Annotated in this window: 36 protein-coding genes and 1 tRNA gene; 36 read left to right on the top strand and 1 reads right to left on the bottom strand. The window is 44.6% G+C overall.

Annotated elements, in window-relative coordinates; translation table 11 throughout:
- Window positions 1-2 precede the first annotated feature (2 nt).
- The 23 genes from MKY98_RS19455 (at window position 3) to MKY98_RS19345 (ending at window position 9,144) form a co-directional block, all read left to right on the top strand.
- Window positions 3-323 (top strand): hypothetical protein, encoded by a 321-nt coding sequence (locus MKY98_RS19455; RefSeq protein WP_341011170.1) that lies wholly within the window; start codon window positions 3-5, stop codon window positions 321-323.
- Window positions 316-774, top strand: coding sequence for a YopX family protein (locus MKY98_RS19450; RefSeq protein WP_341011169.1), 459 nt, complete (start codon window positions 316-318; stop codon window positions 772-774). Before MKY98_RS19455 ends, MKY98_RS19450 begins: the two co-directional genes overlap by 8 nt.
- Before the next feature lie 103 nt (window positions 775-877).
- Window positions 878-1,606 (top strand): sigma-70 family RNA polymerase sigma factor, encoded by a 729-nt coding sequence (locus MKY98_RS19445; protein ID WP_341011167.1) that lies wholly within the window; start codon window positions 878-880, stop codon window positions 1,604-1,606.
- A complete protein-coding gene (locus MKY98_RS19440) occupies window positions 1,603-1,965 on the top strand; it encodes a DUF1064 domain-containing protein (protein WP_341011166.1) in 363 nt (120 codons plus the stop codon). Before MKY98_RS19445 ends, MKY98_RS19440 begins: the two co-directional genes overlap by 4 nt.
- Window positions 1,966-2,021: 56 nt before the next feature.
- On the top strand, window positions 2,022-2,237 hold the full coding sequence (locus MKY98_RS19435; RefSeq protein ID WP_341011165.1) for a hypothetical protein: 216 nt from the start codon (window positions 2,022-2,024) through the stop codon (window positions 2,235-2,237).
- Window positions 2,238-2,271: 34 nt separating this feature from the next.
- Window positions 2,272-2,493, top strand: coding sequence for a hypothetical protein (locus tag MKY98_RS19430; protein ID WP_341011163.1), 222 nt, complete (start codon window positions 2,272-2,274; stop codon window positions 2,491-2,493).
- A 50-nt stretch (window positions 2,494-2,543) separates the two neighbouring features.
- Complete coding sequence (locus tag MKY98_RS19425; RefSeq protein WP_341011161.1) at window positions 2,544-3,347, top strand: hypothetical protein; 804 nt, start codon at window positions 2,544-2,546, stop codon at window positions 3,345-3,347.
- Between the two features lie 18 nt (window positions 3,348-3,365).
- The gene (locus MKY98_RS19420) at window positions 3,366-3,587 is read left to right on the top strand and encodes a hypothetical protein (protein WP_341011160.1); all 222 of its coding nucleotides are present in this window, start codon (window positions 3,366-3,368) and stop codon (window positions 3,585-3,587) included.
- A 27-nt stretch (window positions 3,588-3,614) separates the two neighbouring features.
- Window positions 3,615-3,770, top strand: coding sequence for a hypothetical protein (locus tag MKY98_RS19415; RefSeq protein ID WP_341011159.1), 156 nt, complete (start codon window positions 3,615-3,617; stop codon window positions 3,768-3,770).
- Between the two features lie 47 nt (window positions 3,771-3,817).
- Complete coding sequence (locus MKY98_RS19410; protein ID WP_341011158.1) at window positions 3,818-4,183, top strand: ASCH domain-containing protein; 366 nt, start codon at window positions 3,818-3,820, stop codon at window positions 4,181-4,183.
- Window positions 4,176-4,556 (top strand): hypothetical protein, encoded by a 381-nt coding sequence (locus MKY98_RS19405; protein ID WP_341011157.1) that lies wholly within the window; start codon window positions 4,176-4,178, stop codon window positions 4,554-4,556. Before MKY98_RS19410 ends, MKY98_RS19405 begins: the two co-directional genes overlap by 8 nt.
- Before the next feature lie 27 nt (window positions 4,557-4,583).
- Window positions 4,584-4,961: a hypothetical protein gene (locus MKY98_RS19400; protein WP_341011156.1), complete on the top strand. Its 378-nt coding sequence runs from the start codon at window positions 4,584-4,586 to the stop codon at window positions 4,959-4,961.
- Window positions 4,962-5,008: 47 nt separating this feature from the next.
- Window positions 5,009-5,155 (top strand): hypothetical protein, encoded by a 147-nt coding sequence (locus MKY98_RS19395; RefSeq protein WP_235307648.1) that lies wholly within the window; start codon window positions 5,009-5,011, stop codon window positions 5,153-5,155.
- Window positions 5,152-5,637, top strand: a complete 486-nt coding sequence (locus MKY98_RS19390; RefSeq protein ID WP_341011154.1) for a hypothetical protein — start codon at window positions 5,152-5,154, stop codon at window positions 5,635-5,637. Before MKY98_RS19395 ends, MKY98_RS19390 begins: the two co-directional genes overlap by 4 nt.
- A 206-nt stretch (window positions 5,638-5,843) precedes the next feature.
- Window positions 5,844-6,056, top strand: coding sequence for a hypothetical protein (locus tag MKY98_RS19385; protein WP_341011153.1), 213 nt, complete (start codon window positions 5,844-5,846; stop codon window positions 6,054-6,056).
- Between the two features lie 12 nt (window positions 6,057-6,068).
- Window positions 6,069-6,590, top strand: coding sequence for a sigma-70 family RNA polymerase sigma factor (locus MKY98_RS19380; RefSeq protein ID WP_341011151.1), 522 nt, complete (start codon window positions 6,069-6,071; stop codon window positions 6,588-6,590).
- A 394-nt stretch (window positions 6,591-6,984) separates the two neighbouring features.
- Window positions 6,985-7,057 (top strand) — tRNA-Ile (locus MKY98_RS19375).
- Between the two features lie 61 nt (window positions 7,058-7,118).
- Entirely contained in the window at window positions 7,119-7,508 is a 390-nt protein-coding gene (locus MKY98_RS19370) for a hypothetical protein (protein ID WP_341011150.1), read from the top strand.
- 224 nt (window positions 7,509-7,732) lie between these two features.
- Window positions 7,733-7,984 carry a hypothetical protein gene (locus MKY98_RS19365; RefSeq protein WP_326403655.1) on the top strand — a complete coding sequence of 84 codons (252 nt, stop codon included), beginning with the start codon at window positions 7,733-7,735 and terminating at the stop codon, window positions 7,982-7,984.
- Between the two features lie 11 nt (window positions 7,985-7,995).
- Complete coding sequence (locus MKY98_RS19360) at window positions 7,996-8,352, top strand: hypothetical protein (RefSeq protein ID WP_341011148.1); 357 nt, start codon at window positions 7,996-7,998, stop codon at window positions 8,350-8,352.
- A 131-nt stretch (window positions 8,353-8,483) separates the two neighbouring features.
- Window positions 8,484-8,708 carry a hypothetical protein gene (locus MKY98_RS19355; RefSeq protein WP_341011146.1) on the top strand — a complete coding sequence of 75 codons (225 nt, stop codon included), beginning with the start codon at window positions 8,484-8,486 and terminating at the stop codon, window positions 8,706-8,708.
- 66 nt (window positions 8,709-8,774) lie between these two features.
- Window positions 8,775-8,954, top strand: a complete 180-nt coding sequence (locus MKY98_RS19350; RefSeq protein ID WP_068939724.1) for a hypothetical protein — start codon at window positions 8,775-8,777, stop codon at window positions 8,952-8,954.
- A complete protein-coding gene (locus MKY98_RS19345) occupies window positions 8,944-9,144 on the top strand; it encodes a hypothetical protein (protein ID WP_068939725.1) in 201 nt (66 codons plus the stop codon). Before MKY98_RS19350 ends, MKY98_RS19345 begins: the two co-directional genes overlap by 11 nt.
- A gap of 71 nt (window positions 9,145-9,215) precedes the next feature.
- Here MKY98_RS19345 and MKY98_RS19340 read toward each other — a convergent pair whose 3' ends face one another.
- The gene (locus MKY98_RS19340) at window positions 9,216-9,482 is read right to left on the bottom strand and encodes a hypothetical protein (RefSeq protein WP_068939726.1); all 267 of its coding nucleotides are present in this window, start codon (window positions 9,480-9,482) and stop codon (window positions 9,216-9,218) included.
- A 116-nt stretch (window positions 9,483-9,598) separates the two neighbouring features.
- Here MKY98_RS19340 and MKY98_RS19335 point away from each other — a divergent pair, with 116 nt between their 5' ends.
- The 13 genes from MKY98_RS19335 (at window position 9,599) to MKY98_RS19275 (ending at window position 18,893) form a co-directional block, all read left to right on the top strand.
- The gene (locus tag MKY98_RS19335; RefSeq protein ID WP_068939728.1) at window positions 9,599-9,790 is read left to right on the top strand and encodes a hypothetical protein; all 192 of its coding nucleotides are present in this window, start codon (window positions 9,599-9,601) and stop codon (window positions 9,788-9,790) included.
- A 42-nt stretch (window positions 9,791-9,832) separates the two neighbouring features.
- A complete protein-coding gene (locus MKY98_RS19330; RefSeq protein ID WP_068939730.1) occupies window positions 9,833-10,285 on the top strand; it encodes a terminase small subunit in 453 nt (150 codons plus the stop codon).
- Complete coding sequence (locus MKY98_RS19325; RefSeq protein WP_068939733.1) at window positions 10,266-11,528, top strand: PBSX family phage terminase large subunit; 1,263 nt, start codon at window positions 10,266-10,268, stop codon at window positions 11,526-11,528. Before MKY98_RS19330 ends, MKY98_RS19325 begins: the two co-directional genes overlap by 20 nt.
- A gap of 20 nt (window positions 11,529-11,548) precedes the next feature.
- Window positions 11,549-13,018, top strand: a complete 1,470-nt coding sequence (locus MKY98_RS19320) for a phage portal protein (RefSeq protein ID WP_341011143.1) — start codon at window positions 11,549-11,551, stop codon at window positions 13,016-13,018.
- Window positions 13,015-14,712: a minor capsid protein gene (locus tag MKY98_RS19315; RefSeq protein ID WP_341011142.1), complete on the top strand. Its 1,698-nt coding sequence runs from the start codon at window positions 13,015-13,017 to the stop codon at window positions 14,710-14,712. The genes MKY98_RS19320 and MKY98_RS19315 overlap by 4 nt, the downstream gene beginning before the upstream one ends.
- Before the next feature lie 169 nt (window positions 14,713-14,881).
- The gene (locus MKY98_RS19310; RefSeq protein ID WP_341011140.1) at window positions 14,882-15,223 is read left to right on the top strand and encodes a hypothetical protein; all 342 of its coding nucleotides are present in this window, start codon (window positions 14,882-14,884) and stop codon (window positions 15,221-15,223) included.
- A gap of 122 nt (window positions 15,224-15,345) precedes the next feature.
- Entirely contained in the window at window positions 15,346-15,981 is a 636-nt protein-coding gene (locus tag MKY98_RS19305; RefSeq protein WP_341011139.1) for a phage scaffolding protein, read from the top strand.
- 15 nt (window positions 15,982-15,996) lie between these two features.
- Window positions 15,997-16,368 (top strand): hypothetical protein, encoded by a 372-nt coding sequence (locus MKY98_RS19300; protein ID WP_250268547.1) that lies wholly within the window; start codon window positions 15,997-15,999, stop codon window positions 16,366-16,368.
- A gap of 18 nt (window positions 16,369-16,386) precedes the next feature.
- The gene (locus tag MKY98_RS19295; protein ID WP_341011137.1) at window positions 16,387-17,430 is read left to right on the top strand and encodes a major capsid protein; all 1,044 of its coding nucleotides are present in this window, start codon (window positions 16,387-16,389) and stop codon (window positions 17,428-17,430) included.
- Window positions 17,431-17,476: 46 nt separating this feature from the next.
- A complete protein-coding gene (locus MKY98_RS19290) occupies window positions 17,477-17,791 on the top strand; it encodes a Rho termination factor N-terminal domain-containing protein (RefSeq protein ID WP_341011135.1) in 315 nt (104 codons plus the stop codon).
- Complete coding sequence (locus tag MKY98_RS19285; RefSeq protein ID WP_341011133.1) at window positions 17,751-18,125, top strand: phage head-tail connector protein; 375 nt, start codon at window positions 17,751-17,753, stop codon at window positions 18,123-18,125. The genes MKY98_RS19290 and MKY98_RS19285 overlap by 41 nt, the downstream gene beginning before the upstream one ends.
- A 1-nt stretch (window position 18,126) precedes the next feature.
- Window positions 18,127-18,498, top strand: a complete 372-nt coding sequence (locus tag MKY98_RS19280; protein WP_341011132.1) for an ABC transporter ATP-binding protein — start codon at window positions 18,127-18,129, stop codon at window positions 18,496-18,498.
- Window positions 18,495-18,893 (top strand): HK97 gp10 family phage protein, encoded by a 399-nt coding sequence (locus MKY98_RS19275; RefSeq protein WP_341011131.1) that lies wholly within the window; start codon window positions 18,495-18,497, stop codon window positions 18,891-18,893. Before MKY98_RS19280 ends, MKY98_RS19275 begins: the two co-directional genes overlap by 4 nt.
- The last annotated feature ends 4 nt before the right edge of the window (window positions 18,894-18,897 follow it).

Raw genomic sequence — 18,897 nt, 5'->3', positions numbered from 1 at the left:
CCATGGATAAGAAGAGATACCTTGCGCGGCATTGGAAATATTGGCTTCGTCCGCAACATACCTTAGAAACCCTATCTCGCAAAAGCAAAAAGGCTATTGGTAAGTTTCTAGATGAAATTGAAAAGGAGTATGAACAGGTCGAAAGTTTTAGACTTTCCGGGTTGCCAGATTGCGAATATTGTGACGGTGGCACGTGTAGAGAACATGAATTTTATAGTGGATATACTTGCCCTGATTGCGAAGGCACAGGTAAAAAAGGCTGGTTATACCAAAACGGGAACCGGGTTCCAGCAGCTTTGAGAGGAGAGGATACAAATGAGTAGACCATATAGAGTATGGGACACAGAAAGTAATTGCTTCTGGCAGGATATTAACGAGGCACATGTAGGATGTATCGGGCAGTTGTTTATAAAGCCTTCAGGAGATTTTGTATTAAGGCAGAACGGCACGATCATCCACGAAAGCATGTTTCCGGGTAGATTCATCCGTCAGGACTCCACCGGACTAAAAGACCGTAACGGTAAAGAGATATACGAGGGGGATATTGTAGAAAACTCATTCTCTCAACGCGATGATTTTTGTTACAAGGTAATTTGGTACGAAGAGATGGGACAATGGATGTTTGATCCGTTTATGAAAGGTGATTATGATGCGCCTCTATTAGGTATAGAGGAATTTCTAAAAACTTGGGAAGATGTTGGTTTTGAAGATGAGACGTTAGAAGTGATCGGAAACATCTATGAAAACCCAACACTACTGGAGGATACCCCATGAATCCAATAGACGACTATGACCTCATAGATAAGGATTACAACGAGTTTTTGCGCACGGGTAGGGAAACGTATGGGACTGCTGAAAAGGAGGCTGAGAACGAAACATGAGCACTCTAGCGATGGATAAAGGAAACTGGACGGGAGGCAGACGTAAGCCATTCCCATTTTACAACCCGAGTTTAGGGAACATCGAAGATTATGTAAGTCAAAACATTAATTTGGTAAGAAAAATCGCATATAAATTCCGTAGTAAAACCAAATTGGCGGTAGATGTAGATGATTTAATCCAAGAGGGAGTTATCGGTCTGATGAATGCATACCGAGGATATGACCCTGAAAAAGGAGCTGTATCTACATTTGCAACCTATCATATACAGGCAAAAATACGAGTGTATATAAGGGACAAGCTTCCGATAGTACGCAAGCCGGCATGGGCTCATGAAATCATTAGCTATATCCTTAAAAGAGGGATGGAGAACGAATCTCCAGAGGATATAGCAAAGACTATGAATCGAAGTGTAGAGACAATAAAAAACGCATTGAAGTGCTATTCGATATTCACTATTTATGCAGATGCATTTCTTGACAACGACGATGAAGACTCTGAAAGCATAATGGACATGTTTGGAACGAGTTTTGACGAAAGCGGATTATTGGTAGGAGAGTTCATTGGGAGTTTAACGGACATTGAAAAAAAGATAGTGATGATGAAAACGTTGGATATGACACAGATTGAAATTAGTAGAGTTATCGGTGTTTCTCAAGTGGAGATTTCAAGGAAATTGAAAAAAATAAAAAGAAAAGCACAGCTTTATTTCGGGGACAAAATATGAAAACGAACAAATACAACGCAAAGAAAACCATTATTGATGGCATTGAATTCGACAGCAGAACAGAGGCAAAAAGGTACGGTGAACTAAAGATTTTGGAGCGCGGTGGAATCATAAGCGGGCTAACCTTACAACCGAGATTCACGGTGTTCGAGCCATTCACAAAACACGGTAAAAAACGAAGGGCCATAACCTATAAAGCAGACTTCATGTACCAAGAGGACGGAAAAACGATTGTCGAGGACGTGAAGGGATTTGCAGCGCGGGATTTCCCGTTACGTCGTAAGCTGTTCGACGGGAAATTTCCCGATCTTATTTTACGAGTAATTACCCTTAAAAAAGGGGCATGGGAAGAAATATAACACGTTATCGAATAATGTCATTAATTCATATAACAACGTATAGAGGAGTGTTGATAATGGAGAACAAGACTCTTAAATATATCCCTGGCTATTATCCATATCGAATTGATGAAGACGGAAAAGTATTTGCATCACATCCAAAAACAGGATTCCCGGTGTTGGTGAAAGAGAGCAATCGGATGGTAAATGTCCGTCAAGATGGGCGGCCAAAGAAAGTAAAAGTAGCTGAATTATACCGTAGAGCATATAACAAGCTGTTTCCAGAGGATTAAATATATAGCCCCCAAGGGCAGAGAGGACATAACAATGGATATGCAACTGAAAATAGTTTGTTGGGCAACGGGTTTCAAGTTCGAAAATGGAGCCTATGAGGTTCATAGCCAAGATGGGCGTTTTCAAGGGTTTTGTTCTGTAGCGAGTTTGAAAGAAAAAGGTTTGGTACGGCGGATAGACCATACCAAGAAGGCGGAAGCATTTTTAAATACGGATGAAGGTCGGGCATGGTTCAGAAAGAACCGTACAGTCTAGCCCATAGGGGATAAGAAGGAGGCTTAGCCCTCCATAAGGGGGAGAGACATATGAATGTTATTTCGCTTGGCGTTGGTGTTCAATCCTCTGCAATTGCTCTTATGGCAATGAAAGGAGAAATTCAACCCCGGCCCGATCTAATTGTCTTCTCTGATCCGGGATGGGAGACAAAATCCACCTATCAATATGCACGTTGGCTCAAAAAAACATTGGAGACTGACGGCATGAAAGTCATATATACGAATAATGGGAACATAAAAAATGATTTGCTGAAGGCTGCAAAATGGGGAACGAGAGTAGCGTCATTGCCTTTCTTTACCCTTTCTGAAGAAGGAAGTACAGGTATTGTAATGCGTCAATGTACGTCTGAATACAAGATAAACGGCGTACGTAAGGCGATTAAGCAATACAGAGGTTTCAAGACAAGCAGGGGATTTGCAGACAAGGAAATTAAGCTTTGGATGGGTATAAGCACAGATGAAATACAGCGTGTAAAGCCTTCACAGGAACGTTGGATAGAGAATATATACCCGTTAATAGACAAGGGTATGAGTCGGATGGATTGCATGAGCTGGCTTGAAAGAAACGGTTATCCAGTGCCTCCAAAAAGCAGTTGCATCGGGTGCCCATTCCATTCCGATCGCACATGGCTGGAAATGAAGAGGCATGACCCGGAATCGTGGAAAGATGCTGTCGAAGTTGATAAGGCGATTCGGAAGATGCCGAAAATAAAAGGCCAGGTATTCCTTCACCGGAGTTGCAAGCCTCTGGATCTGGTAGAGCTTAACGAAAACCAACTGGAATTTGACTTTGATGGTTTCGGGAACGAATGCGAAGGATTTTGCGGAGTTTGATATAAAGGAGAGATATACATGATTAGACCATCAAGCATTAATCCAGATAAAACATTTATCGGCAAAAGTGGACTTATGAGACGGGTTAACAAATTCAGAGTATGCGGTGTTGATGGGTCTGGACCGATTGGGGACGTATTTTACACACCCATCGACCGGAGCGGCAAGGAAGGCAAAGAAAAGTCTTGTTACTCGTTTGATTTTGCAAGATGGGCAGTGAGTGAAGTGAATGCTCAGTAACCGCTAAAGCCTGGTGATCGGGTTGTAATGCACGGTAGCTATGAAGCCCGTAAGGAGAAGTACAAGGACAAGGTTTGGACAGTAGAATCCGAGCCTTGGGACTTGTGTGGTTCGGAGGTTGTAAGGCTTGAAGGATACAGCGGCGGATTTGCTACGGAATATTTGAAGAGGAATGAGGCATAACAGCCTCTTACCCTATACCCTTATATACCTTAAAGGAGCGAACCGATTTGGATGGACTAATCATTAAACCTAATTGGGCTGACATGGTGCTGTCGGGCATTAAACCGTGGGAGATACGCGGCAGCCGGACACACAAACGCGGCACCATCGGAATTATCAAGAGCGGCAGTGGGCTTGTATATGGTACGGCGGAGCTTGTGGGTTGTGTACCCATGACTTTTTACAACTGGCATGAAAACAAGGATAAGCATCATGTTTCATATACAGATATAGATTACAAAACACCTTATGCATGGGTAATGCAAAATCCAGTCATTTACCCGGTGCCTATACCTTATAAGCATCCACAAGGGGCAGTGATATGGGTTAGGCTACCGAAAACAGTTTACCAAGGAGGCGGTAAAGGTGAGTGAACGGACAATTAATTTACCGGATGGTCTGCAACCTATGTCAGAAGAAGATTTGAAAACTATTTGGAACAAAGCCGACGATGCTCGGGGTGAAGAAGCTCATATGAGTAATGATGTGTTTGATTTGGTCAACGCTCTTGATGCCGCCTATGCACAAATAGACTCACTCCAGCAGCAGATGGCAGAGAGGGACCGGACAATAGCAAGGCTCCGCAAGGCACTGGAAGAAGCCCGAGAACGTTGTGCTGGTCGAGGTGTGAAGACTACCATGCTGAACAGGCAAAACCGGAAAATGCGAATCCTTTTACGAGATATTCGTTCTGAGGGAGTAGGGGATAAATTCGCTTCAAAAATTGACATAGCATTAGGGGAGTAACCACCAATACAGGGAAGGATGATAGATATGGTAAAGGATATGACAGACCAGCAGCTTAATAGGGCGTTGGCGGAGTTGGTGGGGTACACGGTAGAAAAAGAAGCGACAGGCGGCTATGCCCTTAAATATAACGGGGAGGATCAAGGCAAACGCTGGATGAGAGCAGTGTTTGCTTGGGAACAGGCGCCGGATTATTGCACCGACCCTGCTGCCTCTCTGGAGGTACAGGCAAAGGCTATAGAGTTGGATCGAATAGCCTATGTAAATAACTTGTATGAGGCATGTTACGACTTAAAACGAGATGAAGATTATGTATGGGATGTAATTAATATAGCATTTTTACTTAACGTCAGCCCACGCCAGAGGGCAGAGGCTACTTATATTACATTATCCAATAGGGATTAGATCTATACAGGGTGTAGATCCTGCACCCACTAAGGGAGGATATATAGATGACACAGGTAATCAGAGTGCTAGAATCGTTTATTCATGATCTGGAAGAAGGCGAAACGGAAATGAGTGAGTTTGGAAATGTATTTGGACCGAATGAGCTTAAAGAGCTTTTGGAACTTGCAAAGCGTGGGGAGGAACAACAATGACAGATAAACCACGTAACTGGCAAGAGGATATGAACGGATGCACTGGCCTGCCACCAACGCCTTGGGCATGGGTTTCTACAGAAGAAGCTGAGTGGATAGAAGATTCTAAACAGGAAATAGTCATTGGTAGTGAGTTTGAGTATATTTTTGATGATTTACTTGGTCCAAATGTCAGAAAGGAAGCATTCATGCGTTTCATGATTAATGCACCTGAAGCCCTTCCTTACTGGCTCCAACAATATGACGTGGAGTTAAGAGGACGTATACGCTGGTCAGAGGTTGCTAAAGGATTGGGAGATGACCTAGAACAGCAAGGCAAGGAAATGATTAGATTACAAAAGGTTATACAACAAAAGGATGCAGAGATCGCGAGGCTAAAGAAGTCTATAGAAGGCCTACAGCTGATTACCAAAATAGAAAGGTCAACGCGTGTGCAACCTGAACATACGTCTTTCCTGCGAGATAAAGGAGACAAGCTATGACCATAGCTGATTGGATGATGGCTCACCCTTGGATGGCATTCTGGATGTGGATCTTCTTCTGTGTAAGTACAACCTATTGGGGGAAAAGTCGATGATAAGAGCCTATACCTCTATATTATGCGCATTACTGTTATATGTGGGTGTAGTCAGTATAGATAGGTATACGCTTATAGAAAGGGTAGATCCAAGCGAGGTGAGTATAAAATATGGCAGATAACAATGAATTGGTAATCGCTAAAAGTTTTTGGGTGTGGACCAAGAAAGCAGAGATAAAGAACCCAGCGCATTCACGTGAAGGCGATCCAGTCCATGAAAGATATCTCTATGAAGCTCCTAAATTTATGCTGGATGATGGATTAATACAGGACTCGGCGGATTCGCCGCGAGAAGGACAGACAACTATTTTTGATTACATCTAGGAGGTGGTATATATGATACCGGACGAGGATACGGAACAAACACCCGTTGTAACAGACTTGGGAGGGGCTACAGCATTAAGTTACCGAAAGGCAAGAAACATAGCTGCAAGGCTGTATAAGAAGGCTGACGCGGACGATAAGAAGGTTATATCTGGTATGGTGAGTGATTGTGAGTTCGTGGAAGAATGGTTGGTGACAGGTCGGCGCCCAGGGAATAAACGTGGTGTCGAACGGTTGGCAGCTTACCAGCGAGAAAAGCTAGTAGATCCATTGCGCATGCAGGCATACGTTAGTAATTCCAAGGCCGGGAGCCCAAGCAACCTGACGGACAGCGATTATTTTCAAATTGAAGAAGCATTAAGGGTGCTGACCGACTTGGAACGCGATTGTTTCTTGTTGTCGTATGGTCACTGCATGCCACATTCCTATATTGCGGATGTTTTGGGATTATCTAGAGGTAATATATCAACACTATTAAAGCGGGCAAAAGAAAAAATTCAAGAAAACCGCAATAATAATCTATTTTTAGCCTAAAACACCTGTTTTCTGTGGGGCAAATGCCACCTATATATAGGGATAACCTATAAACGATTGTTATCTTATAGTTTAAAAGAGGATTATCCATTGATGTGGTGGCGGAATATAGACGCTGGAAGTCATGCATTATGCGAGGCAGGATGGTTATGTATTCGGCTAGGCCGTTCCATTCCCTCGCTCGGGCAGGAACACTCTAAATGACCTTTTACATGGCGAAATACAGATGCAAGGGTGAAAGTCCCTTGTCCACATCGAAACAAATTACAACAAATTAGAGACAGCCGTAAAGAGGGTAATAACACCCCATCAGTAAGGGCGGCAGAATGTTCCGCACGTAATGCGGACTATAGCGATTGACGGTAACGCCGTGAAATAATTACCGTCCTTGTAAGCTCCTTTAGCTCAGTGGTAAGAGTCCCGGGCTTATATCCCGGTGGTCGGTGGTTCGAGTCCATCAAGGAGTATTACCACTAGTTTAGAAATCGAAGTGTAAGCATACACTTGTTAACAAGTGAGGTGAATACCTTGTGTAAAAATAGCACGATAACCGTGAAATTGTGCAATCCTAGAGAGTCTGGTCGAACGGTGGTTCCAGTTGATGCCTGTATCGCTGAAGAGATTCAGGCACTCAATGACAAGGGAGTCATTACCCTAAGCTGTTGCTGTGGACATGGCGAGGCTGGGCAGATTACGGAATGGGAGAATGGATTTGGCAAATGGAGGAGTCATAAGCAACCGCCTGCGGCTCTGATCGATCAACAAAGTGTTGGGTTAGCTAAAGTATTGGGATACAGGCCTTACCCTTATTATTATGCAGACGGAGAACAAAATGGGGTTTGGCAGATACACATGAAAACGGGCTGCTTGACCGAAGCGGATTGCGCGGAATGGGAGAAAAGAGAGGAGCTACATTAGTTTTGCTGGGCGAAGGGGCGTATGGGCAGAAGAGGTGGGGCAGCTCATACATGCAAGGTGTTCGGGGAACCTTGTGACACGGATGTAGCGCAGGTGAAAATGCGGCAGCTCAGATGATGTCATTCAGCTGTGGGCAGCATTTCGCCTAGCTATACACCCAAAATACAAGTGAGAGAGCGACGGGAAACCGCCGCTTTTTTGCGTTTAAAAGGAGAATGAAGACAATGGCACAGAATTACGCGTACCTTGATCAATACGGCATTCTGCATCTGCACGATGAAGAGCATGCCAAGCAGCACGGCAAACATGTTGCTACTGAGCTGCAAGCAGACGAAAGCGGCTATCCAGTCGTAGAGGGCAACGGTGTAGTCTACTACAGTAATGAGGATGCAGCATACATCAAGGGTAACCGCAAAGATGGACAACGTATCAGTACGCCGGCTGTAATTAAGCAACTGGCAGATCAACTCAAATAGGAGGGCACAAATTGGAACTGGTAAAGGTAAAGAACGGGTTGCTGACTGAAAAGTATACTACAGTTCATCATGAAAAGGACTACCAGTACAGCGCACCGCACTATTTTGAGGTTCATGACCATGGCGGTAATGTCCTAGGGATTGTTCATTTCCAAGAAGGACCAATCCAAGAAGCTGGAGTAAATGGAGTAACCAACGAAGATTTAATTGCTATGGTTCTTGCACGTCTTGAAGGATTCCAAAACAGTGAATTTCGATGCCGTGATAATGCAGTCGTAATCACAAAGCTGGAAGAAGCACTTCTGTGGCTTAGAAAACGGACATTGGAACGTGAAGCCCGAGGCGTGGAAGGAACACATACCGTTTAAATGTAATAGGTCGGGTGCATAACGCACCTTACCTTATTTGACACATACAGGATTATAGCGGTTCGATTCCGCTGTGTGTCTTAAAGGGAATGCCTTCTCTTTGGCGAAATGTATAAGAGGGAGGTGTTAATATGATTGAAAAGGTAGTGTCTTCAATATTGAAAGACATTAAGCAAGGGGATGTGCCGACATTCGATGAAAGCGTTGGGTACAGTACAGATGATTATAACGAGGCTATTAAATATGTATTAGACCACCAATTGGCTTCGGACATACTCTACACAAACAATAAGGCGAGTATCTATAAACAAGCTAAGTTGACAGATAAAGGTATTGAATTTTTAAAACAACACTAAATCAAACTTTTAAAAACTGCACCTAACCGGGTGCTTTTTTTATTGCCTGGAAGAGGAGGTAAACCCATGAAACTCTATACAGACGGAACCATAGAAGGTACACCACAGGAGATAGCGGAGTATAAAGGTTTGAAAAAGCATTCTATAGCCATAAAGATTGGTGGTATTGAATGTGACGCTAAGAAGATCATTGATGGGATGGCAGAAGAATTATCAAGAGGGTTGAGGTTACAGTATGGGTCATAACTATGTCATTGTAGTGCTGCCAGAAACGATTATTCAGATATTGTTAATTGCAATGATTATTGGCGTCATTTCACTCACTGTATGGCAATGGAAGAATGAACGGTGCAGGAAGAGAGCTATAGAAGACCTGGAATCCGTTGTAACCAAATACGAGCAGGCATATGATCGAATGTTTAATGAGGAGAAATAGACCCGTAATATACATCTGAAAATAGCTGAGAGGTGACAGCTAAGTAGGATACACGGGTCTATTATGTTGAGTTACTTTTTAGCTTTTGCCTGTTCTTCCTGAACGGAGTCTATGAATTCTGTAAGCCCTAATGTTTCAGTGAAGGTAAGGGTATCTCCTCCAGGTAGGATGATTATGACTTTTACTATTTGATCACTTGAAGGATCGCGAATGACATCAATAAACAATTCGGCTATAGGGAAAATCAGGCTTTCATCTTTTTCGTTATAGATCCAAAAACGACTTTCTCCGACAGCATACTTTTTTTCATTGTAGTTAAACGTGGCCTTTATAGACATTATAAACACCTCTCTCTCGGGGATAAATTCAGTGACACAAAGATATTAAGTGGTAAGTGTGATTGAAGCAAGGAATATAAAACGTCAAAAAACGACAAAAAGAGAGGGCGATGATTATGCGCGATGATTACCAAGGTATGCTAATGAGAGTAGCAAAAGAAGGCGGATCTATTCATACAGATCCATTACAGGGGATTTTAACCATTGATACGCGCGAGGGAACGGCAGTCTTCGCCATGAAAGAATCTATGACTGGCGATAACGTTGTAAAGATCATCGACGGTAAACCTCCTGATTCTCCACACTAGCATGTAGAGACAATCAAACAGAAAGAGGGTGGGTGATATGACATGAAACTAAACGAAAACCAGAAGCGCTTTGCAGACTACTACATTGAGACTGGTAATGGCGTTGATGCTTACCGCAAGGCCGGGTATAAAGCTAAATCAGATGCCACTATGAGGACAAATGCTAGTAAATTGCTAACAAATCCTAACGTCAGGGCCTATATTGACGATAAAATCGCCCAAAAAGACGACGAAAGGGTAGCAAAACAGGACGAAATACTCCAATTTCTCACTAAGGTTATGCGCGGGGAACACACTGAACAGATTCCAGTGGGCAAGGGTGAGGGGTATTTCGAACTGGAGGACAAGGACACTTACGTCAAGGATCGGGTAAAGGCTGCGGAGTTGCTTGGTAAACGTTACGCCATGTGGACTGATAAACAGCAGATTGACGGCGCTATGGGTGTGCAGATCATTGATGACTTAGGTGATGGCGATGACAGCCCTCAAGGTTAGGATATCCGAGAAGGTCACACCACACTTTCAAACCTTCTGGCGGGTGTCTAATTCGCATAAATACCTGAAGCACGTACTTAAAGGTGGCCGCGGCTCCGGCAAGTCGGCTCACATCGGGCTGAAAATCATTAAGGATATGATGAAATACCCAGTAACTACCCTATGTGTTCGTAAGGTTGCCCGTACGCTTGAAGAATCAGTGTTTGAGCAGCTTAAAGAGGCGATAGAGATACTTGGGGTGTCTGAGTATTGGAGAGTCGTCAAAAGCCCGTTACAGCTCGTCTACATCCCTCGTGGCAATAAGATAATATTCCGTGGTGCGGACGATCCGACAAAGATCAAGTCAATCAAGATGTCCAAGTTCCCAATAGCCTTCCTTTGGATAGAGGAAATGGCTGAATTCAAAAATGAAGATGAAGTATCCACCATTGAGAAGTCCATTCTGCGTGCGAAACTGCCGGATGGTCTTTTTTATGCGTTCTATTACTCTTATAACCCGCCAAAACGTAAGCAGAGTTGGGTCAATAAGCTGTACGAGTCACAATTTATACCTTCAAACACGTATATTCACCATTCAACCTATTTGGACAATCCGTACATCTCCAGAGAAAGCATCGAAGAAGCGGAGGAAATGAAGCGTACCAGGTTCCAACGTTATGAGTGGGAGTATCTCGGCAAAGCGATAGGGAGCGGCGTTGTGCCGTTCGATAATCTTACATTCCGTACAATTACGGACGAAGAAATCAAAAGCTTTGATAACATCCGGCAGGGCAATGACTGGGGTTACGGTGTTGATCCGCTGGCCTTTGTTCGCTGGCATTATGACAAGACACGCCGGAAGATATACGCCCTGGATGAAGTATACGGTGTGAAGATATCTAACCGGGAGCTGAGTGAGAAGCTCAAGAAGAAAAAGTATGACCAGCAGCTAACCATTGCAGATAGTGCGGAACCCAAGTCGGTGGATGAACTAAAAATGCAGTTACATTGCCGTTTCAAGGGTGCAAAGAAGGGTCCAGGTTCAGTGGAGTATGGAGAAAAATGGCTTGATGATCTTGAGGAAATAGTTATTGATCCAGTTCGTACGCCAAACATTGCCCGAGAGTTTGAGAACATCGACTATCAGACGGACGCAGACGGCAATCCACGGACGCGGCTGGATGACAAGGACAATCATACTATTGATGCTACACGGTACGCTTTTGAGGACGATATGAGGCAACCAGGCATCTCATTTGATTAATACAGGAAGGAGGACATGCATTGAGCACAACACAAGACATCATCCGCATGCTTGAGGAAAACTCTCCAATGACCAATAAGGAAATAGCTCTACAAGAGGTCACGGATTTCAAAGGATCTATGAAGCGTCAACTTATGATCTTGGGACAGATGTATTATGAGAACAAGACCAAAATACTTGAGAAGAAGCGTACTGTTGTTGGCGAAGGTGGGGTAAGGCAAGAAGTTCATAATCTAGCTAACAATAAGCTAATACACGGATTTGTTCGCAAACTCGTCGATCAGAAAACGGGATATCTGCTTTCTAAACCATTTAGCATACAAACTGACGGTCCAGATGAATACAAGAAACGTCTTGGTGAATACTTCGGTAAGGACTTTCAGCGCACACTTAAGAACGTTGGCAAGAATGCAATCAATAAGGGGATAGCCTGGCTACAGGTTTATTACACCGAGACCGAGGAACTTGCCTTCAAGAGCATTCCAAGTGAGGAGATTGTCCCGCTTTGGAAAGATTCAGCGCATACAGAGTTGGATGCAGTCATTCGATTCTATGATGTGATCTACTATGAGGCTAAAACCAAGAAGACCATTACAATAGTTGAATTTTGGGATTCAAAAGGAGTCATGCGCTTCTCTCAAGATAAGCTGGTTTCGAATGATCTAAGTCCATTAGGAGAAGTGGGATCTCACTTTACAGCCATAGTAAACGGTAAGGAAATGCTTCTGAATTGGGAACGCCCGCCTTTTGTTGCATTCAAATACAATGACGAAGAACAACCGCTTTTAGAAATGATCAGAACATTGGTTGATGATTATGATTTGCGGATGTCGGAGAATGCGGACAATATCGAGGATATGCCGAGCAGTATTATTGTGCTGAAGAATTACGGTGGCGGAAAGTTGGAAGATGCGCGGCGTAACTTAGCTCAATTACGTATGGTTAGGGTTGAGGCGGACGGTGGAATTGATACGTTAGGTATCGACATTGACACTACAGCACTAAGCAACCATATTGCTGAATTGCGTAAAAGTATATATGAGTTTGGCCGAGGCGTTGACACGCAAACGGACAAGTTTGGGAATAACCCTTCAGGTATAGCTCTTCGATCGCTTTATCAGGATTTGGATCTGGACGCGAATACAATTGAGACAGAATTCCAAGCGTCACTTGAGCAGCTTCTTTGGTTCGTAGATCAACATCTGTATAACACAACAAAGGTTGACTACTCCAGTTATGACGTTGATTTCATCCTTAACCGGGACGTTATGATCAATGAGACTGAAGCGGTTGAGAATGTCAAAAACAGCGTAGGCATACTGTCCGATGAAACTAACTTGGCAAATCATCCTTGGGTCACTGATGTTCAAGCCGAAGAAGAGCGCAAAAGGAAAGAATCTGCCGAAGCCTTAAAAACAGTGCAAGACCAGCCTTATGGCGGTACAGGTGGTAACCCTCCTGAGACAGAGCCGAAGGATGAACAACTATGAAGTCCGAAGAATACTGGTCAGGCCGTATGGATGCCCTAAATGAGGCGCAGCTGAGTAAAGGTGATGCCTACGTTAAGAAGATGGAACTGGAGTATGCCAAGGCTAACGCATCCATTCAGCGGGATATAGACACATTCTATCAGCGGTTCGCCAAGAACAACGAAATAGGGCTGGCAGAAGCGCGGCAAGTGCTCAAAGCTGGTGAGCTCAAGGAGTTTAAGTGGACTGTTGAAGATTACATCAAGGCAGGACGAGAAAACGCGGTTGATCAGCGGTGGATGAAAGAACTTGAGAATGCATCCATCAGAGTCCGTATGACTCGCCTAGAGGCTCTAAAGTTACAGATGCGCCAACACGTCGAAGTCCTAACCGGAAAGCGTCAGGCAGGCGCTAAAGAGCTTATGGGTGATATATGCAAGGATGGGTACTATCATTCTGTGTTCGAGTTGCATAAAGGCACTGGGCTGGGCGCTACATTTTCCAAGCTGGACAAACGGCAAATTGAGGCGGTCTTAAGTAAACCGTGGGCTGCTGATGGTTCAAACTTCTCAGCACGGATCTGGAAAGACCGAGATAAGCTGGTGCATGAGCTTCAAACCGTGCTTACACAAGGCATGATAAGGGGCGATACACCGGACAAGATGATTAACGCCTTATCTGACCGCATGGGGGTATCACGTTCAGCGGCGGCCCGGATCATACAAACGGAATCAGCTTACTTTGCCGGGCAGTCCCGCATGGATGCTTATAAGGAGTTGGGCGTAGAGCAATATAAGTTTACGGCTACGCTAGACAAACGCACATCCTCAATATGCCGGCACATGGATGGAGAGGTATTTGCGGTGTCTGAGGCAGAGGTAGGAGTAAACTACCCGCCATTGCATGCTTATTGCCGTTCTACCACAATTCCACATTATGAGGACAATGTCCAAGAGCGAGTTGCGAGGGACGAAGACGGCAAGAATCAGGCTGTACCGGGTGATATGACCTATGAGCAGTGGGAAAAGGAATACGTTAAGCCGAGCGCGCCGAATGAACCCACAGAAAGCAACGTGCCAGATCCTGAGGTTGAAGAACCTGGAGGCAGCTTTAATCGGAAGTACAATCCTAAAGCTTCTTACCATGTTGATCTGCCAAACGTATCAGAACCGGTATTGGAAAAGTTGGCTGAGGTTAACCGTAGCCTAGCTCGGGAAGGTCACAAAGCTGGCAAAGAAATCATGGTCATTATGGATCAGACAGCAGGCAAGAAAATCGGTAGAGCTGATGGTATCATAAACAAAGTTACATTTACTCCCGAGATACACGAATCGCTTATCAAGGCACCGCCGAATAGCGTAATCCTGACTCACAACCACCCGAGAGGGACGAGGGTAAACGTTAAGGATATTCGCAACATGGCGATTTATCCGGCTATATCTAGTCTGCTTGCAGTTGGACATGATGGCGGAGTAAGTGGAGTGTCATCCAATGGTAAATCATCCGATCTGCTTGTGTTTAATAATGTGCTGGAATCCACTGCTTTGACCGCTCTTGAGCAGTTACAAAGCAGCGAGAACTATGCTACAATGTCAGAAACAGCAAGAAATGAGTATATGGATTATCTATGGCTACAGTTAATAATCAAGGAACTGGGGTGGACGTATGTCGAAGACTTCCAAGCAGCCAAAGCGGACTATCGGTTTAATCGATGATACGCCGCTAAAGTTGGATTTTACTAAAACGCCAAAAGAAATAGCTGCTGACATGCTAAGGCAAGTCAAAGAGCCGTTTGAAAAACAAAATAGTAAGGATTAAAGCCTGATTGCACATTTAGATGCAGCAGGCTTTTTATTTTGCGAAAAAACACAAGGAGGGGCAGTCATGAGTGGAGTTGTAAAGGCAGACGCGCTTTCCAATGCAGAAGTGTTGGACATCTTAAAAGAAAAGATCGGTTTTGTTGGCAAGCCTTCGTTAAGTGTTGAATGGCGGTATGAATTAAACAAGACTGGCAAGCAGGTTATTGATGGTCGGGCTACTCTTTATGACATCGAACAAGCTATGCAAATAACCATCGACTTGGCAACAGCCTTTTTCATCCCGTGGCAACCGATTATTAATTTTAAAGTGGTAGTAGGTAAACATGAGTGGCCGCGTATTGAATTGGCTACATTGCCTGTATCTCCTACCGGCTGGGCAAGTATAAAAGCAGGGCTCACTTACTAGCCATTTGCCCTACCATATGGCTATAAACTGGGTATTGCCCTCTTTAAAGGTTCGGGGCTGACTGAACGTATCCTATGCGTGGTGGGTTACACGTCATAAAAACTAAAATAGGGGTGCTATTAATGGATTTAAAAGAATTGCTTGGAGAAGATTTGTATAACCAAGTTGTTGAAAAGGCTGGTGATAAGAAACTAGCGGTCGTCAATGATGGCAACTGGTTCCCAAAAGATAAATTCGACGAAGTGAACAATACCAAGAAACGACTCGAAACGGATCTGAAGGACCGGGATAAGCAGTTGGCTGATTTGCAGAAAGCGGCGGGGGATGTTCCGGCATTACAGGATCAGATTACCAAGCTTCAAGAGGACAATAAAGCAGCTACCGACAAGTACAATGCCGACATGCAGGAGTTACGCCTTAATACGGCGCTTAAGATGGCTTTGAACGGTCAGGCCCACGATCCTGATATCGTATCTAGTCTGCTGGACAAATCACAAATCGAGATTGCAGAGGATGGAAGCATTAAAGCCGGACTCGACAATCAACTCACTGGCCTACGCGAAAGCAAGGGCTTTTTGTTTGTGCCAAAAGAGGAACCAAAACCGGGATTCCAGCCACAAGGAGTTAAACCAGCAGATGGAACGGGTGGCAGACAAGACCCGGGCGACGGTAAACCGAATTACGGGAAGATCGCTGCACAGAATAAGTCGGCGGATAACGAAGGCCTATCTAAAGCGCGTGAATCCTATTTCCAATAACAGGAGGATGAGAAAATGAGTAAATTTGTAACCACTAAATACGGCAACAAGAAGGTAATCACCAAGTTCCCTGATCATTACGTGAATCTGGCTATTACAGTGGACGATACGGGAATCACAGCTAATGCGGACGGAAAGAAAATTGTCCCTGCTGGAACGATTATCGGTAACGGAATTTTGAATGATATTACGAAGTTGGGCAAAAAGGCAGTCACAACAACTGGAGTTTCTAATGCGGAAGGCGTGCTTTTTGAAGACGTTGATGTTACCTATGGCCCTGCTTCAGGAGCGCTGATGATTCACGGCTTCGTGGATCTGACCAAAATTCCTACAGCGCCAGCGCCAGAAGAAATTACTGCACTTAAACAAATCACATTTTTGAAATAAGAGAGGATAGGTGAAGACATGCCAACAATTTATGATCTTGTAACAGCACCGAATATCGCTACGTACTATCAGGAGACAGCATCTAATGCAATCCCTTATTTGGGGGCTACGTTATTTCCACCGAAGAAACAGCAAGGTTTGGATTTAAGCTGGATTAAAGGAGCCGGCGGGTTGCCAGTATCACTGCAGCCGTCCGAATTCGATGCTAAGGCGACGCTACGCGAGCGTATTGGGTTTGAAAAAGTGGATACAGAAATGCCGTTTTTCCGTGAGGGCATGAAGATTAATGAGAAAGAGCGTCAGGAGTTACTTAAACTTTTGTCGTCTCCTAACGCGGCCTACTATGAAACACTGATCGAGAAAATTTACAATGATAGAAAAACGCTGATTGATGGTGCAGTCGTAGTACCTGAACGAATGATTATGCAGTTGCTTTCCTTGGGTAGAATCGACATTGTGGCTAATCGTCTGCAATACAAATACGATTACAAAATGTCCGATGAACACAAAACTACTCTTACAGCAGACGCTAAGTGGAGTTCTCCTAATGCGCAAATTGTACAGGACATTCAAACATGGATGGATCTGATCGAAGATGATACGGGCGTTCGTCCTGAGAATGCTATTTGCACGCGGAAAACGTGGAATTATATTCTGAAAAACGTTGGTATCCGCTTGGACATGAACCCTGCTGGCGGTCAAAACATTATTATGACGGATGCTATGATGCGTCAATACCTTGTCGGTAAGTTAGGACTGACAGTAGCTGTGTATAACAAGAAGTTTGCATTGCAAGACGGTACTACAGGCCTGTTTTACCCAGACGATTACTTCACCCTTATCCCAGCTAATACACTGGGCAACACATGGTATGGTACTACACCTGAGGAAGCAGATTTGATGAGTGGTGGTACGGACGCTCAGGTACAGATTGTCAACACAGGGGTTGCGGTAACAACTTACAAAGAACCGCATCCGGTAAACGTAAATACTATCGTGTCTGAAATCGTATTGCCTTCGTTTGAACAAATGAACAACATCTTTATCGCTAAAGTTAACTAAGGGGAGACAATCGTCTCTCCTATTTATTTTGAGAGGAGTGAATAGAGTGAAAGTGGCTCTTACAAATAGTGCAAAGTACGGCGGTGAATTCTACCTCAAGGGGCAAGAAATTGAGGTAGATCCAAAACATGTAGCGGGGTTAATCGCTGACAAAGTTATTAGCCCTGATACAGAAGTACCCGACGAACCTGTCGAGACTGATGTCAACAAGATGAATCTGGCTCAGCTGAAGGACCACGCTGAACAAAACTCCATTGACCTTGCTGGCGCAACCAAAAAGGAAGACGTGCTCGCAGCCATTCTGAAAGCGGGTGAAGGAAATGGAACCGAACCGCAGGGAAGCGCTGCTGACCAAGCTTAAAATCCTACTTGGCATCCCAGTTACTGATACGAGTAAGGATGTGCAACTTGGATTTTCTTTGGATTTTACGATTAATGGCATACAAAACTACTGCAACATATCCGACATACCGGAGCAACTTGAAAATACGGTGCTGTTGATTGCAAAGGACTATTACCTAAATCAGTTTGTGGCTCCGGCTGCAGCTGGTGAAGGTGAGAAGAATGTCCAGAGTATCAAGCGCGGTGATGTGCAGTTTACTTTCTTTGCGGATGCCAAAGTGGGTGTAGAGGGTACGGCCTTTATTAAGTCGTACGCCACGCAGCTTAACGCATTCCGCAGATTGAGGTGGTAGCATGCAACTGGGTAATCCAGCAACAGAACGCAGGCTTCTTGAAATGACCTACACGGGGGTTTGTCGGGTAGAGGGACAGATAACCTACAAAGACCCGGTAACAGGCACTGAGAGACCGCGCAAAGGCGTTATATTAGATAACCAGCCTTGTGCATTGTCTCAAGCGTCTTTGCCAAGCGCGGCCCAAACGGACACGAACAATGATGTCGCATATGACGGCAAGCTGTTTATTGCTCCAGATGTCACAATACCATCTGGCAGTCGTATCTTCGTTACGCAGGACGGCATGAACTATGAGTTTCAGCAGTCAGGCGAACCATTTATCTACCCAACGCATCAAGAAGTAAAAATGAAGCGGGTTGGTAAGGCATGAGTTTCGCTGAGTTTGATTTTAGTGAGTTTGAGCAGCTGGGAAAGAGCCTGCGGAAGATGCAAGCCGATTACCCGCGCTTTGTGGAAGACTGCATACGCGAGCTTGCTAGTAGGCTCCTGGCTAAAACGGTAGCGAGGACTCCCGTAGATACGGGAATGCTCCGGCGTAACTGGCAGTTAGGCCCTGTGGAGCGTGTGGGCGGTGGCTACAGCATTGAGTTGTTTAACCCGACCGAATATGCGCCTTACGTGGAATACGGGCACCGTACCCGGCTACACACGGGCTGGGTGGAAGGCAGGTTCATGCTGACTATCTCTGAACGGGAGTTGGAGCGTGAACTGCCTGCACTAATGGACCGCAAGCTGAAACGATTTATGGAAGACCACCTGAGGTGATGCA

It is taken from the genome of Paenibacillus sp. FSL M8-0228, from assembly GCF_038007385.1.
GTDB lineage: Bacteria > Bacillota > Bacilli > Paenibacillales > Paenibacillaceae > Paenibacillus > Paenibacillus polymyxa_D.
The sequence above is the reverse complement of the archived record's forward strand: the minus strand, read 5'-3'. Positions and strand labels throughout refer to the sequence as shown.

Bases quoted from the DNA above. Each gene is read 5' to 3' on its own strand.
- MKY98_RS19315 (WP_341011142.1), top strand. From the start codon at position 13,015: ATGAAGTCCGAAGAATACTGGTCAGGCCGTATGGATGCCCTAAATGAG.
- MKY98_RS19400 (WP_341011156.1), top strand. From the start codon at position 4,584: ATGGTAAAGGATATGACAGACCAGCAGCTTAATAGGGCGTTGGCGGAG.
- MKY98_RS19345 (WP_068939725.1), top strand. From the start codon at position 8,944: ATGGGTCATAACTATGTCATTGTAGTGCTGCCAGAAACGATTATTCAG.
- MKY98_RS19325 (WP_068939733.1), top strand. From the start codon at position 10,266: ATGACAGCCCTCAAGGTTAGGATATCCGAGAAGGTCACACCACACTTT.
- MKY98_RS19310 (WP_341011140.1), top strand. From the start codon at position 14,882: ATGAGTGGAGTTGTAAAGGCAGACGCGCTTTCCAATGCAGAAGTGTTG.
- MKY98_RS19420 (WP_341011160.1), top strand. From the start codon at position 3,366: ATGATTAGACCATCAAGCATTAATCCAGATAAAACATTTATCGGCAAA.
- MKY98_RS19340 (WP_068939726.1), bottom strand. From the start codon at position 9,482: ATGTCTATAAAGGCCACGTTTAACTACAATGAAAAAAAGTATGCTGTC.
- MKY98_RS19425 (WP_341011161.1), top strand. From the start codon at position 2,544: ATGAATGTTATTTCGCTTGGCGTTGGTGTTCAATCCTCTGCAATTGCT.
- MKY98_RS19440 (WP_341011166.1), top strand. From the start codon at position 1,603: ATGAAAACGAACAAATACAACGCAAAGAAAACCATTATTGATGGCATT.
- MKY98_RS19390 (WP_341011154.1), top strand. From the start codon at position 5,152: ATGACAGATAAACCACGTAACTGGCAAGAGGATATGAACGGATGCACT.
- MKY98_RS19430 (WP_341011163.1), top strand. From the start codon at position 2,272: ATGGATATGCAACTGAAAATAGTTTGTTGGGCAACGGGTTTCAAGTTC.
- MKY98_RS19415 (WP_341011159.1), top strand. From the start codon at position 3,615: ATGCACGGTAGCTATGAAGCCCGTAAGGAGAAGTACAAGGACAAGGTT.
- MKY98_RS19300 (WP_250268547.1), top strand. From the start codon at position 15,997: ATGAGTAAATTTGTAACCACTAAATACGGCAACAAGAAGGTAATCACC.
- MKY98_RS19395 (WP_235307648.1), top strand. From the start codon at position 5,009: ATGACACAGGTAATCAGAGTGCTAGAATCGTTTATTCATGATCTGGAA.
- MKY98_RS19435 (WP_341011165.1), top strand. From the start codon at position 2,022: ATGGAGAACAAGACTCTTAAATATATCCCTGGCTATTATCCATATCGA.
- MKY98_RS19275 (WP_341011131.1), top strand. From the start codon at position 18,495: ATGAGTTTCGCTGAGTTTGATTTTAGTGAGTTTGAGCAGCTGGGAAAG.
- MKY98_RS19285 (WP_341011133.1), top strand. From the start codon at position 17,751: ATGGAACCGAACCGCAGGGAAGCGCTGCTGACCAAGCTTAAAATCCTA.
- MKY98_RS19450 (WP_341011169.1), top strand. From the start codon at position 316: ATGAGTAGACCATATAGAGTATGGGACACAGAAAGTAATTGCTTCTGG.
- MKY98_RS19280 (WP_341011132.1), top strand. From the start codon at position 18,127: ATGCAACTGGGTAATCCAGCAACAGAACGCAGGCTTCTTGAAATGACC.
- MKY98_RS19385 (WP_341011153.1), top strand. From the start codon at position 5,844: ATGGCAGATAACAATGAATTGGTAATCGCTAAAAGTTTTTGGGTGTGG.
- MKY98_RS19355 (WP_341011146.1), top strand. From the start codon at position 8,484: ATGATTGAAAAGGTAGTGTCTTCAATATTGAAAGACATTAAGCAAGGG.
- MKY98_RS19455 (WP_341011170.1), top strand. From the start codon at position 3: ATGGATAAGAAGAGATACCTTGCGCGGCATTGGAAATATTGGCTTCGT.
- MKY98_RS19330 (WP_068939730.1), top strand. From the start codon at position 9,833: ATGAAACTAAACGAAAACCAGAAGCGCTTTGCAGACTACTACATTGAG.
- MKY98_RS19445 (WP_341011167.1), top strand. From the start codon at position 878: ATGAGCACTCTAGCGATGGATAAAGGAAACTGGACGGGAGGCAGACGT.
- MKY98_RS19295 (WP_341011137.1), top strand. From the start codon at position 16,387: ATGCCAACAATTTATGATCTTGTAACAGCACCGAATATCGCTACGTAC.
- MKY98_RS19380 (WP_341011151.1), top strand. From the start codon at position 6,069: ATGATACCGGACGAGGATACGGAACAAACACCCGTTGTAACAGACTTG.
- MKY98_RS19305 (WP_341011139.1), top strand. From the start codon at position 15,346: ATGGATTTAAAAGAATTGCTTGGAGAAGATTTGTATAACCAAGTTGTT.
- MKY98_RS19335 (WP_068939728.1), top strand. From the start codon at position 9,599: ATGCGCGATGATTACCAAGGTATGCTAATGAGAGTAGCAAAAGAAGGC.
- MKY98_RS19350 (WP_068939724.1), top strand. From the start codon at position 8,775: ATGAAACTCTATACAGACGGAACCATAGAAGGTACACCACAGGAGATA.
- MKY98_RS19365 (WP_326403655.1), top strand. From the start codon at position 7,733: ATGGCACAGAATTACGCGTACCTTGATCAATACGGCATTCTGCATCTG.